Annotated in this window: 20 protein-coding genes; 15 read left to right on the forward strand and 5 right to left on the reverse strand. The window is 43.7% G+C overall.

The annotated features are described in order from the left end of the window. Window positions 1-29 precede the first annotated feature (29 nt). Window positions 30-2,681, forward strand: a complete 2,652-nt coding sequence (locus tag TZ97_RS01525) for a valine--tRNA ligase (protein WP_045759144.1) — start codon at window positions 30-32, stop codon at window positions 2,679-2,681. Between the two features lie 71 nt (window positions 2,682-2,752). Here TZ97_RS01525 and TZ97_RS01530 read toward each other — a convergent pair whose 3' ends face one another. After that, complete coding sequence (locus TZ97_RS01530) at window positions 2,753-3,373, reverse strand: TVP38/TMEM64 family protein (RefSeq protein WP_045759145.1); 621 nt, start codon at window positions 3,371-3,373, stop codon at window positions 2,753-2,755. Between the two features lie 147 nt (window positions 3,374-3,520). Between TZ97_RS01530 and TZ97_RS01535 the strand changes: the two genes are divergently transcribed. The 13 genes from TZ97_RS01535 to TZ97_RS01595 all read left to right on the forward strand — a co-directional run bounded on the left by TZ97_RS01535 (window position 3,521) and on the right by TZ97_RS01595 (window position 12,481). Then, a complete protein-coding gene (locus TZ97_RS01535; protein ID WP_052690129.1) occupies window positions 3,521-4,210 on the forward strand; it encodes a hypothetical protein in 690 nt (229 codons plus the stop codon). A 182-nt stretch (window positions 4,211-4,392) separates the two neighbouring features. After that, window positions 4,393-4,920, forward strand: a complete 528-nt coding sequence (locus TZ97_RS01540; protein WP_045759146.1) for a YqeG family HAD IIIA-type phosphatase — start codon at window positions 4,393-4,395, stop codon at window positions 4,918-4,920. Window positions 4,921-4,922: 2 nt separating this feature from the next. Continuing rightward, window positions 4,923-6,029 carry a ribosome biogenesis GTPase YqeH gene (gene yqeH / locus TZ97_RS01545; RefSeq protein ID WP_045759147.1) on the forward strand — a complete coding sequence of 369 codons (1,107 nt, stop codon included), beginning with the start codon at window positions 4,923-4,925 and terminating at the stop codon, window positions 6,027-6,029. Between the two features lie 222 nt (window positions 6,030-6,251). Continuing rightward, complete coding sequence (gene yhbY, locus TZ97_RS01550) at window positions 6,252-6,563, forward strand: ribosome assembly RNA-binding protein YhbY (RefSeq protein ID WP_003005853.1); 312 nt, start codon at window positions 6,252-6,254, stop codon at window positions 6,561-6,563. 21 nt (window positions 6,564-6,584) lie between these two features. Further along, a complete protein-coding gene (locus tag TZ97_RS01555) occupies window positions 6,585-7,217 on the forward strand; it encodes a nicotinate-nucleotide adenylyltransferase (RefSeq protein ID WP_003012335.1) in 633 nt (210 codons plus the stop codon). Beyond that, window positions 7,214-7,810 carry a bis(5'-nucleosyl)-tetraphosphatase (symmetrical) YqeK gene (yqeK, locus tag TZ97_RS01560; RefSeq protein WP_045759148.1) on the forward strand — a complete coding sequence of 199 codons (597 nt, stop codon included), beginning with the start codon at window positions 7,214-7,216 and terminating at the stop codon, window positions 7,808-7,810. The genes TZ97_RS01555 and yqeK overlap by 4 nt, the downstream gene beginning before the upstream one ends. Beyond that, window positions 7,811-8,311, forward strand: coding sequence for a cysteine hydrolase family protein (locus TZ97_RS01565; protein WP_045759149.1), 501 nt, complete (start codon window positions 7,811-7,813; stop codon window positions 8,309-8,311). A gap of 14 nt (window positions 8,312-8,325) precedes the next feature. Further along, window positions 8,326-8,679: a ribosome silencing factor gene (gene rsfS, locus TZ97_RS01570; protein ID WP_003014310.1), complete on the forward strand. Its 354-nt coding sequence runs from the start codon at window positions 8,326-8,328 to the stop codon at window positions 8,677-8,679. A gap of 322 nt (window positions 8,680-9,001) precedes the next feature. Further along, on the forward strand, window positions 9,002-9,742 hold the full coding sequence (locus tag TZ97_RS01575; protein ID WP_282184847.1) for a class I SAM-dependent DNA methyltransferase: 741 nt from the start codon (window positions 9,002-9,004) through the stop codon (window positions 9,740-9,742). 6 nt (window positions 9,743-9,748) lie between these two features. Then, window positions 9,749-10,852 carry a nucleotidyltransferase gene (locus tag TZ97_RS01580; RefSeq protein WP_045759150.1) on the forward strand — a complete coding sequence of 368 codons (1,104 nt, stop codon included), beginning with the start codon at window positions 9,749-9,751 and terminating at the stop codon, window positions 10,850-10,852. A 224-nt stretch (window positions 10,853-11,076) separates the two neighbouring features. Beyond that, window positions 11,077-11,331, forward strand: coding sequence for a type II toxin-antitoxin system Phd/YefM family antitoxin (locus TZ97_RS01585; protein ID WP_003014291.1), 255 nt, complete (start codon window positions 11,077-11,079; stop codon window positions 11,329-11,331). Between the two features lie 3 nt (window positions 11,332-11,334). Then, window positions 11,335-11,589, forward strand: a complete 255-nt coding sequence (locus TZ97_RS01590; protein ID WP_013903192.1) for a Txe/YoeB family addiction module toxin — start codon at window positions 11,335-11,337, stop codon at window positions 11,587-11,589. 175 nt (window positions 11,590-11,764) lie between these two features. Further along, window positions 11,765-12,481, forward strand: a complete 717-nt coding sequence (locus TZ97_RS01595; RefSeq protein WP_003005873.1) for a YebC/PmpR family DNA-binding transcriptional regulator — start codon at window positions 11,765-11,767, stop codon at window positions 12,479-12,481. A 52-nt stretch (window positions 12,482-12,533) separates the two neighbouring features. Here TZ97_RS01595 and TZ97_RS01600 read toward each other — a convergent pair whose 3' ends face one another. From TZ97_RS01600 to TZ97_RS01615, 4 genes are read right to left on the reverse strand one after another with little or no spacing between them, the layout of a single operon-like run. Then, complete coding sequence (locus tag TZ97_RS01600; RefSeq protein ID WP_003005875.1) at window positions 12,534-12,860, reverse strand: DUF5960 family protein; 327 nt, start codon at window positions 12,858-12,860, stop codon at window positions 12,534-12,536. Further along, window positions 12,841-13,212, reverse strand: coding sequence for a hypothetical protein (locus tag TZ97_RS01605; RefSeq protein ID WP_045759151.1), 372 nt, complete (start codon window positions 13,210-13,212; stop codon window positions 12,841-12,843). Before TZ97_RS01605 ends, TZ97_RS01600 begins: the two co-directional genes overlap by 20 nt. Further along, window positions 13,209-14,621 (reverse strand): Y-family DNA polymerase, encoded by a 1,413-nt coding sequence (locus TZ97_RS01610; RefSeq protein ID WP_045759152.1) that lies wholly within the window; start codon window positions 14,619-14,621, stop codon window positions 13,209-13,211. The genes TZ97_RS01605 and TZ97_RS01610 overlap by 4 nt, the downstream gene beginning before the upstream one ends. Before the next feature lie 2 nt (window positions 14,622-14,623). Beyond that, window positions 14,624-15,301 carry a helix-turn-helix domain-containing protein gene (locus TZ97_RS01615; protein WP_045759153.1) on the reverse strand — a complete coding sequence of 226 codons (678 nt, stop codon included), beginning with the start codon at window positions 15,299-15,301 and terminating at the stop codon, window positions 14,624-14,626. A 159-nt stretch (window positions 15,302-15,460) separates the two neighbouring features. Here TZ97_RS01615 and asnA point away from each other — a divergent pair, with 159 nt between their 5' ends. Next, window positions 15,461-16,453 (forward strand): aspartate--ammonia ligase, encoded by a 993-nt coding sequence (gene asnA, locus TZ97_RS01620; RefSeq protein WP_003005888.1) that lies wholly within the window; start codon window positions 15,461-15,463, stop codon window positions 16,451-16,453. Window positions 16,454-16,623 lie beyond the last annotated feature (170 nt).

A 16,623-nucleotide genomic window follows, 5' to 3' on the forward strand; every position in this document is an offset into this window, starting at 1 on the left:
AAATAGAAATAACTAGAAAGGACACACACATGTCTAAAGAACTTTCACCTAAATACAATCCAGCCGAGGTTGAGGCTGGTCGTTACCAAAAATGGCTTGACGAAGATGTTTTCAAGCCTTCAGGCGATAAAAAGGCTAAACCATACTCTATCGTTATTCCACCACCAAACGTGACTGGTAAACTCCACCTTGGTCACGCTTGGGATACAACTTTACAGGATATCATCATCCGTCAAAAACGCATGCAAGGTTTCGATACGCTTTGGCTTCCAGGTATGGACCACGCAGGTATTGCTACTCAAGCTAAGGTTGAGGAGCGCTTGCGTGGCGAAGGCATCAGCCGTTATGACCTCGGTCGTGAAAAATTCCTTGATAAAGTCTGGGAATGGAAAGACGAATATGCCACTACTATCAAGGAACAATGGGGCAAGATGGGGCTCTCTGTAGACTACTCTCGCGAACGATTCACTCTTGACGAAGGTTTGTCAAAAGCCGTGCGCAAGGTCTTTGTGGACCTTTACAAGAAGGGCTGGATCTACCGCGGTGAATTTATCATCAACTGGGATCCAAAAGCCCGTACAGCCCTTTCTGATATCGAGGTTATTCACAAGGATGTCGAAGGTGCCTTCTACCACATGAACTACATGTTGGAAGACGGTTCACGTGCCCTTGAAGTAGCAACAACTCGTCCTGAAACGATGTTTGGGGATACTGCTGTAGCGGTTAACCCAAATGATGACCGTTATAAAGACTTGATTGGTCAAAATGTTATCTTGCCAATCTTGAACAAGCCAATCCCAATCGTAGGGGACGAACACGCAGACCCTGAGTTTGGTACTGGTGTGGTGAAGATCACTCCTGCCCACGACCCTAATGACTTCTTGGTTGGTCAACGTCATAATCTTCCGCAAGTGAACGTTATGAACGATGATGGTACCATGAATGAATTGGCTGGTGAATTCAATGGCATGGACCGCTTTGAAGCTCGTAAGGCTGTTATCAAGAAGTTAGAAGAAATTGGTGCCCTTGTTAAGATTGAGAAGATGACCCACTCAGTTGGTCACTCAGAGCGTACAGGGGTTATGGTTGAGCCACGTTTGTCTACACAATGGTTTGTGAAGATGGATCAATTGGCGAAAAATGCCATTGCCAACCAAGACACAGATGATAAGGTTGAATTTTACCCACCTCGTTTCAACGATACCTTCCTTCAATGGATGGAAAATGTCCACGACTGGGTGATCTCTCGTCAGCTCTGGTGGGGTCACCAAATCCCAGCTTGGTACAATGCTGAAGGTGAAATGTACGTTGGCGAAGAAGCGCCAGAAGGTGACGGATGGAAACAAGACGAAGATGTCTTGGATACTTGGTTTAGTTCAGCCCTTTGGCCATTCTCAACTATGGGTTGGCCGGATGTCGACTCAGAAGATTTCAAACGTTACTTCCCAACTTCAACCTTGGTAACAGGTTACGATATCATCTTCTTCTGGGTGTCTCGTATGATCTTCCAATCATTGGAATTCACAGGACGCCAACCATTTAAGAATGTTCTTATCCACGGTTTGATCCGTGACGAGCAAGGACGCAAGATGTCTAAATCTCTCGGTAACGGGATTGACCCAATGGATGTTATCGAGAAATATGGTGCGGATGCCCTTCGTTGGTTCCTTTCAAACGGTTCTGCACCAGGGCAAGACGTGCGCTTCTCTTATGAGAAAATGGATGCATCATGGAACTTCATTAACAAGATTTGGAACATCTCTCGTTACATCCTCATGAACAATGAAGGTTTGACCCTGGATGTGGCGCGTGAAAATGTGGCTAAAGTGGCTGCTGGTCAAGCAGGTAACGTGACAGACCGCTGGATTCTCCATAACCTTAACGAAACGATTGGAAAAGTCACTGAAAACTTTGATAAGTTTGAATTTGGTGTGGCTGGTCACATCCTCTACAACTTCATCTGGGATGAGTTTGCGGACTGGTATGTTGAGTTGACTAAGGAAGTGCTTTACAGCGACAATGAGGACGAAAAAGTCATCACTCGTTCAGTTCTTCTTTATACGTTGGACCAAATCTTGCGTCTCCTTCATCCAATCATGCCATTCGTGACTGAAGAAATTTACGGCCAAATCTCTGAAGGAACGATCGTGACTGCGGAATACCCAGTGGTTCGTCCAGAATTTGAAAATGAAGAAGCAGCAGCTGGTGTAGAAGCTCTTAAAGATGTGATTCGTTCAGTACGTAACTCACGTGCAGAAGTGAACGTAGCGCCAAGTAAGCCAATCACTATCTTGATCAAGACAAGCGACATTAAGCTCGATGCCTTCTTCAATGATAATGTCAACTACATCAAACGCTTCACAAACCCAGAACACTTGGAAATTGCAGCAGATGTAGAGGTACCTGATTTGGTTATGTCAAGCATCATCACAGGGGCAGAAATCTACTTGCCACTTGCTGACCTTCTCAATGTCGAAGAAGAATTGGCTCGTCTTGAAAAAGAATTAGCCAAATGGCAAAAAGAACTGGATATGGTCGGTAAGAAGCTCTCTAACGAACGCTTCGTAGCCAATGCCAAACCAGAAGTCGTCCAAAAAGAACGCGACAAACAAGCCGACTACCAAGCTAAATATGATGCGACCGTTGCACGTATTGATGAGATGAAGAAGTTGGTTAAATAAACACAGAAACACGGCGGGATGCCGTGTTTTTTGTATGATTCTGTAAGAGAAAAAGTTTAAGTAACCTATTTTTAGACCATTTTCCAGAAATAATCGATGATATAGGTCAGGCCGTAGGTGTAGATGACGAGGGTGATGGGTTTACAGAGGATGATGATGGTCATGTAGCGTTTGAAGGTCATATTGGTCAGACCTGCCAGCATACAGATGAAGTCGGCGGGACTAACCGGCCAGATCATCATGAAGATAAAGAAGCGATCGAACCGCTTGCCTTCATTGAGCCAGCCAATGTACTTGTCGTAGGTTTTCTGACTGACCATGGATTGGACGAACTTAGGTCCATACATTCTGGCTAGGTGGAAGATAATGGCACAGCCAATCACGATCCCGATGTAATTGTAGATGGTCCCGATAATATGGCCGTAGATGAAGACACCTGCTACAGATGTCAGGGCGCCAGGAATAATAGGGACCACTGTTTGAAGGATCTGAAGAAAGATAAAGAGCGGTGGCCCGAAGATTCCGGCTTGCAAAATAAAAGCTGACAAGGTTTCTTTGGATTGAAGGATGCCAGAAAAGTAGGCCCAGATACAAAAGGCCAAGGTCCCAAGAGCCCCAATGATGGACGACCAATTAATGATGTGCTGGAGAAGAGGGGATACCTCCCTCAATTTTTTTTCTTTTGTTATCATAACTCTTCCGCGTAGTTTTTTCTTCTACTATACCATTTTTTTGTCTATTTGTAAGCTCTGGTGATGGAGGTGATGAAAGCCTTAAAAGATGGTATAATGATGTAATTGAGGCTCGAATTAGCATCATAGATATTAGAGGAGGATGTAGTGGAAGAATATATAAATTTATACCATCAGAAATTATGGGAAATAGCTTTTACGAATGTACGAGATACTTTCGTCAATCAAAATACACTTTCCTGGGGGTTATTAATTTATTTCAGTTATGTCATGTTTGATCTATTAGCTGGGAATAAAAAACGTGTCCTGATTGTTACTTGTATTCCTTTTGTCTTATTCTTTCTTAGTATGGGTGCGGAGTATCTATACAGTTATGATAAAATCATGAATCCCAAATCAGATTATAACAATGAATGGAGTTTTGAAGGGTTAAAACGTGACACCGTTTTACCTATGATTGAGAATATTGATAAAATTCCCATAGCCAGTGTTGATGGAAAATTAAAAAGACAAGATATTATCCTATTTGCGGTATCTAATCCAACATATTATGATGCGTTGTTTGGAAAAGCATCCATGTTGCTATCAGGTCGACAGCAGGTTGGAAATGACTTTGTGATTGTTTTGGTTGGATATGAAGTGAAAGATGATAGTTGGCAATCTGTAGATATTCGTATTGCACCAAGTGTTGAAGAAAGTGATTTTCAGAAATTTTCTAAAGTGCTTCATATCGAAAGAGAAGAAAAAGTAGGTGCTACTAGTATTGTTAGCGACCTTCAATTCATATATTATAAGAATTCGCAGGAAGAAAAGAATGGAAAAAAGTCCAAATTGTGAATAAAACGGCTCTCCACTCTAACATTAGAACTTTCCTTTTTGGAAAGTTTTTTTGTCTAAAAAAGTAAGGAAGACCTTCTCCATTTGTTTATGAGTAGATCTCTCCTCTGAGATCAAGTCATCCGTGCTAAAAAGCCTATTTTATGCTATAATGGGGAGAATACGAATGTTTGGAGAAAAACGTGTCAATCGAAAATTACAAACCAGATTTTGCGGTGGAAGCAGCCTATGATCTCACCGTTGCAGACTTGAAAAAACAGGGTATCAAGGCGGTCCTTGTGGATTTGGATAATACCTTGATTGCTTGGAATAATCCGGATGGGACTCCTGAAATGCGCCAGTGGTTGCATGACCTTCGTGATGGAGGGATTCGGGTTATCGTGGTGTCTAATAATAGCCCCAAACGGGTCAAGCGCGCTGTTGAGAAATTTGATATTGACTATGAAGCCTGGTCGCTCAAGCCCTTTACTTTTGGGATTGATCGTGCCCTCAAACGTTTCCACTATGAGAAAAATGAAGTGGTCATGGTCGGAGATCAACTGATGACCGATATCCGGGCTGCCCATCGTGCAGGCATTCGTTCGATTTTGGTCAAGCCTTTGGTTGAGCATGACTCCATCAAGACGCAGATCAACCGGGCGCGTGAACGCCGTGTCATGAAGCAAATGGCCGAAAAATATGGTCCAATTGTATATAAAAAAGGAATTTAAGAATGGAAGAATTATTCTGTATTGGCTGTGGAGCCCCCATTCAGACAGAAAACAAAGAGGGGCTAGGCTATACTCCCCAATCAGCTCTTGAAAAGGGTTTGGAAACAGGCGAAGTTTATTGCCAACGCTGTTTCCGTCTGCGTCACTACAATGAAATAACAGATGTGCATCTGACGGATGATGATTTCCTAAAACTCCTTCACGAGGTAGGAGATAGTGATGCTCTCGTGGTCAATGTAGTGGATATTTTTGATTTTAATGGATCTGTTATCCCAGGCTTACCACGCTTTGTAGCAGGAAATGATGTTCTCTTGGTCGGAAACAAAAAAGACATCTTGCCCAAGTCTGTCAAGGATAGCAAGGTGACCCATTGGTTGATGGAGCGGGCCCACGAAGAAGGCATGCGTCCTGTCGATGTGGTCCTCACCTCTGCTCAAAACAAGAGTGCGATCAAGGACTTAATGGAAAAGATTGAACAGTACCGCAAGGGACGTGATGTCTATGTGGTGGGTGTGACCAACGTTGGGAAATCGACCCTCATCAATGCAATCATCCAAGAAATCACTGGAGACAAGGATATCATTACGACTTCTCGCTTCCCAGGGACGACACTGGACAAGATTGAAATCCCACTGGACGATGGATCCTACATCTACGATACACCAGGGATTATCCATCGCCACCAGATGGCTCATTACTTGACAGCAAAAAATCTCAAATATGTCAGCCCTAAAAAGGAAATCAAGCCTAAGACTTATCAGCTCAATCCAGAGCAAACCCTCTTTTTGGGTGGCTTGGGACGTTTTGACTTTATTAAGGGGGAAAAACAAGGTTTCACCGCCTTCTTTGACAACGAACTCAAGCTTCACAGAACCAAGCTAGAGGGCGCGACCGCCTTTTATGACAAGCATGTTGGTGGCTTGCTAACTCCACCTAATAGCAAAGAAAAAGAAGAGTTCCCACCCTTGGTTTCTCATGAGTTTACCATTAAGGACAAGACAGACCTGGTCATCTCAGGACTCGGCTGGCTCCGCGTCAATGGAGAAGCTAAAGTAGCTGTCTGGGCACCAAAAGGCGTTGCCGTCGTTACCCGCAAAGCTATTATTTAAAAAAACAGGAAAAAATATATCTGAAGAGCGAACAAAGTGAGCTCATAAAGAGATCGTTATTGCCGTGGTGTAGTTGCCAATCGTGAGATTGGCAAGGGCAAAATGGAGACCAAGGCTCCATTTTGAGGTGAGGAAATCCATTTTTCAAAGATGAGATCTTTGAAAAATTAGTTCCGGCCGTCCCCACCACTTAAAATAACAATCAAAAAAGGAAGTAAAAATATGACATTAACATCTAAACAACGGGCTTTCCTCAATAGCCAAGCCCACAGCCTCAAACCCATTATCCAAATCGGGAAGAATGGGCTCAATGACCAAATTAAAACCAGTGTGCGCCAAGCGCTTGATGCGCGCGAATTGATCAAGGTGACTCTTCTTCAAAATACGGATGAGAATATCCATGAAGTCGCAGAAATCTTGGAAGAAGAAATCGGTGTGGAAACGGTCCAAAAGATTGGTCGGATTCTCATCTTGTTTAAACAATCGAGCAAAAAAGAAAATCGTAAAATTTCAGCGAAGGTAAAAGAAATTTAAGACATCGAGGAGAGCAAACCTATGGCAATTGAACTATTGACTCCCTTTACCAAGGTAGAGTTAGAGCCAGAGATCAAAGACAAGAAACGCAAACAAGTTGGTATTTTGGGTGGAAATTTCAATCCGGTCCACAATGCCCATTTGGTCGTTGCGGATCAAGTGCGCCAACAATTAGGGTTAGATAAGGTGCTCTTGATGCCTGAGTATGAGCCGCCGCATGTCGATGCCAAGGGGACGATTGCAGAGCACCATCGCCTTAAGATGCTGGAATTAGCCATTGAAGGCATTGAAGGTCTGGAGATCGAGACGATTGAACTCGAGCGGAAAGGGATTTCCTATACCTACGACACCATGCTCTTGCTCAATGAACGGGATCCAGACACAGATTATTACTTCATTATTGGTGCAGATATGGTGGATTATTTACCCAAATGGCACCGCATCGATGAATTGGTGGAGATTGTGCAATTTGTCGGGGTCCAGCGACCACGCTATAAGGCAGGGACTTCTTATCCGGTGATCTGGGTGGACGTTCCTCTAATGGACATCTCCTCTAGTATGGTGCGTGATTTTGTAGCCAAGGGTCGGACGCCGAATTTTATGTTGCCAAAACCAGTCTTGGACTACATCAAGAAAGAAGGTTTGTATCAATGACCTATGAAAACTATCTCGGCTTTTCTCGTGAGGTCTTGCTTGAAAAAATGCGTCAAATCCTGCCAGAAAAGCGGCTTACTCACTGTTTAGGGGTTGAGAAGGCTGCGCGTGACTTGGCCAAACGCTATGGGGCTGATGAAGAGCAGGCTGGCCTAGCAGGTCTCTTACATGACTATGCCAAGAAATTATCAGATCAGAAATTTCTGGACTTGATCGATCGCTATGAGCTGGATCCAGCATTAAAAAACTGGGGCAACAATGTCTGGCATGGGATGGTCGGGATTTACAAGATCCAAGAAGACCTCGGACTGACAGATCCAGCCATTCTTCGCAGTATTGAGATTCACACCGTGGGGAGTGGACAGATGTCGACCTTAGACAAGATTGTCTATGTGGCAGATTACATTGAGCACAACCGGGCCTTTCCAGGGGTAGATCAGGCGCGCGACATTGCCCAAGTCTCCTTGGATCGTGCCGTGGCCTATGAGACGGCTCGCACAGTCGAACACCTGGCCCACCAAGGATTGCCCATTTATCCCCAAACCCTTGAAACCTATAACGCCTTTGTGAAGTATTTGAAAGAGGAGCAGTGAGTGAAGACAGCTTTTATCATTATTGATGTACAAAATATCTTAGTGGAAACAGGTTTTGAGACAGGAAAGCTCTTAGAGAAGATCGCTTATTTGCAAGATCAGGCTAGAAAAGAGCAGATTGAAATCATCTATATACAGCATATTGAAACGCCAGAGGCTTTAACTTCGGAAGATTGGCAATTATCGCCCCTGTTGAAGAGGCAGGCAGATGAGAAGGTATTTCAGAAGCGATACAATAGCATATTTAAAGAGACAGGATTAAAAGAATACTTGGATCAACAAGGGATTGAACAACTGGTCCTGTGTGGTATGCAGACAGAATATTGTGTCGATACATCCGTCAAAGTGGGGTTTGAATACGGTTATAAGTTGGTTATTCCAGAAGGAGCTGTCACAACCTTTGATGGAGAGGATATTCCGGCAGAAACGCTTAATGAATTTTATGAAAATATTTGGGCAGAACGTTTTGCGGATGTCTTAGATTACAAATCAATTTTTTAAGGAAAGAGGATTACATGAAAGAAAAAGAACTACTTGAACTAGTTGTCAAAGCAGCCGATGAAAAGCGTGCAGAAGACATTGTGGCTTTGGATGTTCAAAGCTTAACCAGCGTGACAGACTACTTTGTCATCGCAAGCTCTATGAATAGCCGTCAATTGGAGGCTATCGCTGAAAATATTCGCGAGAAGGTCGTTGAAGCTGGTGGCAATGCCAGCCACGTCGAAGGTGATTCAGCTGGAGGTTGGGTCCTTCTTGACTTAGGTGGTGTAGTGGTTCATGTCTTCTCAGAAGAAATGCGTGCCCACTATAACCTAGAAAAGCTATGGCACGAAGCAAGTGCTGTCGATCTTTCAGCAGCCCTAGCATAAGCAGGTAAACTCAGTTGGTAGCAACTGAGTTTTGTTGGTTAAATTGAAATTCTATGGAAAGAAAGGATGGGGCCTCGTGTTTGGTTAATTTGATAATTGAACACGAGCTAAAAGCTGTGAGAAAAAGAGTAACTTCCTTTGTATCTGATGATACGGCAGAAAGTTTCCTATTTTCTCTATGCTTTTAAGGCTCTTTGTATCTTAGAAAGGATTTGAACCCGTCCTGTAATCCTCGGAAAATAGATAGCTCTCCTTGGAGCTTAGCTCCATCGTCGTGCTCCTAATTTTCTATCGGATTACGGGCGGACTTGGTATCATGAATATGGCGACTTATGAAACCTTTGCGGCGGTCTATGATGCGGTCATGGATGACAGTCTGTATGATTTGTGGACGGATTTTTCTCTCCGGCATCTCCCTAAAAGCAAGGATCGGAAAAAATTACTGGAATTGGCTTGTGGGACAGGGATTCAGTCTGTTCGCTTTTCTCAAGCTGGATTTGATGTGACGGGGTTAGACCTGAGTGCTGACATGCTGAAAATTGCTGAAAAAAGAGCTGCTTCAGCCAAGCAGAAGATTGATTTTATCGAGGGCAATATGCTGGACCTGTCGCAAGCAGGCACTTATGATTTCGTGACCTGCTACTCGGATTCTATCTGCTATATGCAGGACGAGGTAGAAGTAGGGGATGTCTTTGAAGAAGTGTATAATGCCCTCAATGAGGACGGAGTCTTTATCTTTGATGTCCATTCGACCTATCAGACAGATGAGGTCTTCCCAGGCTATTCTTACCACGAAAACGCAGAAGACTTTGCCATGCTCTGGGATACTTACGAGGACGCGGCCCCTCACTCGATCGTCCATGAGCTGACCTTCTTTGTCCAAGAAGAGGATGGCAGCTTTAGTCGCCACGATGAAGTTCATGAGGAACGCACCTATGAAGTTTTAACCTATGACATTTTATTGGAGCAGGCTGGCTTTAAATCTTTCAAATTGTATGCAGACTTTGAAGACAAAGCGCCAACAAAGACCAGCAAACGATGGTTTTTTGTAGCACAGAAGTAGGACAGCATGACAGTTATAGGTATTATTGCAGAATTTAATCCCTTTCACAATGGTCACAAGTACCTGTTGAAACAGGCAGACGGGCTGAAGATTGTGGCCATGTCCGGAAATTTTGTTCAACGTGGCGAGCCTGCCATTGTAGACAAGTGGATTCGCGCGCAGATGGCTTTGGAAAATGGAGCGGATCTGGTGGTCGAGCTCCCCTTTCTTGTGGCTGTTCAGTCGGCTGATCATTTTGCCAAGGGAGCGGTAGAAATCTTGTCCCGTCTAGGAATTGACCAATTGATTTTTGGGACAGAAGAAGTCTTGGATTACCAAGCGATTGCGACTATTTATTCGGAGAAAGGAGCGGAAATGGAAGGTTTCTTGCGAAGTCTTCCAGACGATTTATCTTATCCACAAAAGACCCAAAAAATGTGGGAAACCTTTGCTGGAGTGGAGTTCACAGGAGATACTCCCAATCATATTCTAGGGCTGGCTTATGCCAAGGCTTGTGCTGGGAAGGGGATTGCGCTTAAGCCCGTCCAGCGCCAGGGTGCGGGCTACCATTCAGAAGAAAAAGAAGTGGCCTATGCTTCTGCGACTAGTCTACGCCTACACAAGGAAGATCAGGACTTTGTTGCTAGATTCATGCCCAATAGCCAACTCTTTCAGTCGGCTCCACAGGTATCTTGGGAGAATTATGACCAACTGCTCCGTTATCAAATCCTAACCCGTCCGGATTTGACACAGATTTTTCAGGTCAATGAGGAACTGGCCAATCGGATAAAGGATGCGGTTCGAAGTGCTAGTTCTGTGGAAGACCTGGTGGAGAAAGTCGCAACCAAGCGCTATACCAAGGCGCGTGTGCGCCGCATCTTGACCTACATCTTGGTAGGGGCGATGGATCAATCTCTTCCCGATGCCATTCATGTCTTAGGATTTTCCGCAAAGGGACAAGCTCACCTCAAATCACTAAAAGGTCAAGTGGACTTGGTGACCCGAATCGGTAAGGAACCTTGGGACAGTTTGACCCAGCAAGCCGATCAGGTGTATCAACTAGGCCATCCCCAATTGCCAGAGCAGATCTGGGGTCGGGTGCCAGTGAGGGTGGAAGAATCAACAGTCTGACGTAAATTTTCTCTGTCCACATTCACGTAAGGCAAGAAAGTGATGATGCGCGGAAACAGTGTTTATCTACTGTCTAAAAATTCCTTTAGACAGTAGATTTTTTTTACCAAATTTAGAAATTTTTTACGAATAATTAATTGGAGAAGGGAAAACTTGTACAAGTTCCTGACAAGTTTTTCTTTTTCATGTATAATAATAGAAAAGAGGTAGAATGAGGTATGGCAATGGAAGCAGTCGTTTATTCAACATTCCGCAATCATTTGAAGGATTATATGAAGAAGGTGAATGATGAGTTTGAGCCTTTGACGGTCGTGAATAAGAATCCAGACGAAGATATTGTGGTCATCTCTAAGAGCGAGTGGGACAGCCTACAAGAAACCCTGAGACTAGCTCAGAACAAGGAATTGTCAGATAAGGTCTTGCGGGGCATGGCAGAAGTCCGAGCTGGTCAGGTTCAACTCCATGAGATTGAGGGGTAACAGATGTTACTCAAGTTTACAGAAGATGCCTGGAAGGATTATTGTTACTGGCAAAGTCAGGACAAAAAAACACTGAAGCGAATCAATACCCTTATCAAAGAGATCCAAAGGGACCCATTTGCAGGGATTGGTAAGCCTGAGCCTTTGAAATATGACTTTCAAGGAGCATGGTCAAGACGGATTGATGCAGAGAATCGCCTGATTTATATGCTAGATGAGTCAGGTGTCGCTTTTCTGTCATTTAAAGATCATTATTAAGTCTTTAAAAGAGTATCTTTTTGATAGTTAGGATAGCTCTTTAAAGTTTCCAACTCGAAGAAAAATTCCTATAAAATCCCCTTTCTAAAAATAGAAAAATCTAGTCTAACTTCGATGATTTGTGATATAATATAAAAGATTGAAAATAATTTGAAAAAATTTAAGGAGAATCCTCATGGGACGTAAATGGGCCAATATTGTTGCCAAAAAAACTGCCAAAGATGGTGCCAACTCAAAAGTGTATGCTAAATTTGGTGTGGAGATCTATGTAGCTGCTAAAAAGGGTGAACCAGATCCAGAACTAAATACTGCTTTGAGATTCGTTATTGACCGTGCGAAACAAGCACAAGTGCCAAAACACGTGATTGATAAAGCGATCGATAAGGCAAAAGGAAATACAGACGAAACCTTTACAGAAGGACGTTACGAAGGATTTGGACCAAATGGTTCGATGTTGATCGTTGATACTTTGACTTCAAACGTTAACCGTACAGCTGCCAATGTCCGTGCTGCTTTTGGTAAAAACGGTGGGAACATGGGAGCTTCAGGTTCTGTATCTTACCTCTTTGACAACAAGGGAGTTATCGTCTTTGCTGGTGATGATGCTGATGCCATCTTTGAGCTTTTGCTTGAAGCAGATGTGGATGTAGATGATGTCGAAGCAGAAGAAGGAACGATCACAGTCTACACTGCTCCAACTGATCTTCACAAAGCAATCGTTGCTTTGCGTGAATCAGGTGTCGAAGAATTCCAAGTAACAGAATTGGAAATGATTCCTCAATCAGAAGTTGAGTTGTCAGGTGAAGATTTGGAAACATTTGAAAAACTTTACAGCGTTCTTGAAGACGACGAGGACGTACAAAAAATCTACACAAACGTAGATGGATTCTAATCACTCGTAAGGACTGTAGTGAATCCCATAAATTAAGAAAAAGGATAGCTTCTCAGATCAAGCTATCCTTTTTCTCTGTCTGATGAGGATCTATCTTTTGTAAGTGATGTCCTGTATAAGCGTAAATACGGGTCAGGGGTGATTGGGAGAGTGTGGAAACCTTAAAATAGAAATAATGGTCTCGATGATCCCGACTTTTGGTGTGGTGAAGACGAAAGTAGTTTCGCTGGCCTGCTGCCATAGAGTGGAGGATATCATCTTCTAAAAAGACGAGCGGCGTAGAAGTAGCGGCCCACTTGTAAAAGTCCATCTCAAATTGGTGGTAATTCTCCGAAAAATAATCAAATTGTAATTCGTGTTTAGTCTGAATAGGTTTCATAGGGTGTTTCCTCAGATTCAATAAAAATGATAGAGTCTACGAGGAGACGGTGGTAGTGGCCATCGCTTTTGAGAAGAACCTCAGAAGCAGATAAGGTGTGAATCGAACCTGTGTAGGTAGCAAATTGATTCCCCTCTAGAGTTGTGATCGAAATCGTCGTTTGTTGTTGAAAGGCCTGCTCCAGGAGCTGGATCTGTTCAGCAAGTGGAAGAATCATGAGCTGACTGCGGTCAATTTCTTTTGTATGCAGGGCAGTTGTGTGTTCGGATAAAAAGAAGCCGGCCCATTTGGCCATGCCACGATCTTGAAATTCGCGAGCGGATTGATAAGGGAGATAAGAACGGTCAATCATGTTAATCCATCTAAGCCTCCTGCGGAATGTCCGCCTGTTAATTTACTGCGTGCAATGGCGCGTGAGTTTTCTAGTAGTGAGGATCCTTTCTGAAGAGAGGTAAAGCCAAATTGATCCCGAATGCGGTCAATCGTCTGCTGGAGTTTTTCCTCTTTTTCCAGGGCTACTGGATCATCGAAGAGAGAAAAGAGTTGAAGAGACTCCTCGACAAGTTCTCCATAAAAAACACCAATCTGCCGAATAGCGCCTCCTTCGTACTTGGAGCGAAAGAGCCGCAGAACCGTATCGGATAAAACCTTGGTGGATTGGGTAGGCTCAATCTTTTGCTGGCAGTGAATGGACGGAAGCCCCTCGATTTTGGAGTAGGAGGCATGAATGGAGACCAGTTGGGTCTTCTTTTTTTTCCGTCGCAAGCGAATAGCCACCTGTTCAGCCATCTCCCGAAACACCAGTTCAATATCGGCTTGTAGATGGTAGTCATAGGGCAAGATTTGAGAGTTGCCAATGCCTCGTGACTTCGGACGATAAGGCTTGTGGACATTGCTTTCATCAATGCCATGAGCATGGAACCACAGTTGCAGACCCATGACTCCGAATTCTTTCTTTAAGAGATCTGGGTGAGCCTGAGCCAGTTCAGCAATCGACGTGATCCCGATTTTTTGCAATCGCTTTTCAGTACGACTTCCAATGCCCCAAAAATCAGTGAGCTGGGGCAGCTTCCAGACCTTACTTTCTACATCTTCATAAGACCAATTGGAGCGCATATTTCGGCAATGCTTGGCTTCATTGTCCAAGGCTAGCTTGGCAAGAAGGGGATTGGCATTGCTGAGACCGATGGTAGAGTAGATTCCAGTTTCCTGCCAAATCCTTTTTTGAATTCTGGCAGAAAGGAGATCCAGTTTCTCCTTTCGAGAGAGGGAGGGATCTGGAATAAAATAATTTAAGGAAGAGGTCAGATCGATAAAGCCTTCGTCAATCGAGTAAGGGAAAATATCATCTGGTGCTGCAAATTCCTGAAAAACTTTTTGAATCTCCATATTGACCTGAATGTAGGCATTCATCCGTGGAGGCACAATCAGAGTCCGCTTGGCCCAGGATTCAATGGATGCAATAAAAGCTGGATCTGTAGGCAATCCTTGCTTTTTGGCGACGTAGCTATTAAATTTTCTGGTTTTGAGGTCAAAAGGTAGGTCGTAGCTACGGCTGACATTTTTCTTGCCAAAGACTTGTTTGAAAACGGGAGAGCTCGCCAAAATTAGGCCGGCTGAATTGTCGCTCCGACTCATGACGCAAAGGGAAGTCGTCAAGGGATTGAGCCCCAGACGGACACATTCACAACTGGCATAAAAACTTTTCATATCCACAAAAGCAATATCAGAATGAGGCTCACGTGAATAATCAAATAGCATATTTAAACCTCGAGTGGAAGAAAATGCCCGACCACAATGCCGACGATTTTGGGCTCGTCTTCATAGGGAGCGAATAAATCATCGTAGTCAGGGTTGATGGATTCTAAGCGCAAGCCTTCAGCCTCCCGATAGACTTTCTTGATGTAGGTTTTTCCATTCCAGATGAGGGCGTAGACAGCACCATCATAGTCAAAACCAGTCTGCTTCATGAGGGCAACAGAGCCATTGGGATAGAGAGGTTCCATCGAATCTCCGGATACCCAAGAAGCGAAATCGTGCTGGATCTCTTGATCAAAATAGACAGTTTCATAGTCCGTTTCGTTGTCATAAAAGGTGTGTCCTAAACCGGCTGCTAGTTCAATCGAAAGAACCTTATAAGCAGTCAAGGAAACAACTTTTTGCTGCTGTTCCAATAACTGGCTGGCCAACTGGTCGACTTTCTTTTGATGAGGTGGGGTTAATAAAGGGTAGGTGTAGAGTGCGGAGTCTTTGTTAATAAAGTAGTCCTCTTTAACGGAGAGGCGCTTGGCCAACCTCCTGAGATTTTTTTCGTGTGGCTCCGCTAAGCCATTCTCCCAACTGGAGTAAGTCTTGCGAGAAATCTTGAGATCCTCGTAGACATATGCTTGGGTCAAGCCTTTTTCCAGGCGTCTTTCTTTTAGTTTTTTTGCATCAAACATGTCGCTTCTCCTACGTAACGTTTTAAAGGTTACGTATAGTTTATCAAAAATGAATCCTTTTTGCAAGAGAAAAATTCAGTTGAAAACGAATGAAAAGACTTGATTTTGATTGAAAAAGGAGTATAATCAATTCTAAAATGTCTATAAATGAGGAACTATATGAAAAAAAGTTTTATCCACCAACAAAAAGAAATTTCGTTTGTTAAAACGACGTTTACGCAGTATTTAAAAGATAAATTGGATATCATTGAAGTCCAAGGGCCAATTTTGAGTAAGGTCGGAGACGGGATGCAGGATAACCTTTCTGGGATTGAACATCCGGTATCTGTAAAGGTCCTTCAAATTCCTGATGAGACTTATGAAGTCGTGCATTCACTTGCAAAATGGAAACGCCATACCTTGGCACGTTTTGGTTTTGGCGAAGGAGAAGGTCTCTTTGTCCATATGAAGGCTCTTCGTCCAGATGAAGATTCGCTAGACGCTATCCACTCTGTTTATGTAGACCAATGGGACTGGGAAAAAGTCATCCCAAATGGTCAACGCAATATCGCCTACCTCAAAGAAACGGTTGAAAAAATCTACAAGGCGATTCGTTTAACAGAACTAGCAGTAGAAGCGCGCTATGATATTGAGTCAGTTCTTCCAAAACAAATTACCTTCGTTCACACAGAAGAATTGGTGGAACGTTATCCAGATTTAACTCCAAAAGAGCGTGAAAATGCCATTGCCAAAGAATTCGGAGCCGTTTTCTTGATCGGGATTGGTGGAGAGCTTGCAGATGGCAAACCACACGATGGACGTGCACCTGACTACGATGACTGGACAACAGAGTCTGAAAATGGCTACAAGGGATTAAATGGCGATATCCTCGTCTGGAATGACGTTCTAGGTTCAGCCTTTGAGTTGTCTTCAATGGGGATCCGTGTTGATGAAGATACGCTTCGCCGTCAGGTTGCGATCACAGGGGACGAGGATCGTCTCCAATTAGAGTGGCACAAGGCTTTGTTAAACGGTCTCTTCCCACTTACAATTGGTGGAGGGATTGGACAATCTCGTTTGGCTATGTTCTTGCTTCGTAAGAAACATATCGGTGAAGTCCAAACAAGTGTCTGGCCTCAATCTGTCCGTGATGAATATGAAAATATCCTATAAGGAAAGAAAGAGAGTGGGACAGAAATCGGTAATTCGTTAGAATTCGATTTCGTCGTCCCACCTCCGCACAGTTGAGTAGGGCTGTAAAAGCTGATGAAATCAGCGTAGTAGAGCCCACTCAACCACTGCGTCTTGCTCGACAATCCAAAAATAATTGAGAGGCTAGGACT

Source organism: Streptococcus parasanguinis (genome assembly GCF_000963275.1).
Lineage (GTDB): Bacteria > Bacillota > Bacilli > Lactobacillales > Streptococcaceae > Streptococcus > Streptococcus parasanguinis_B.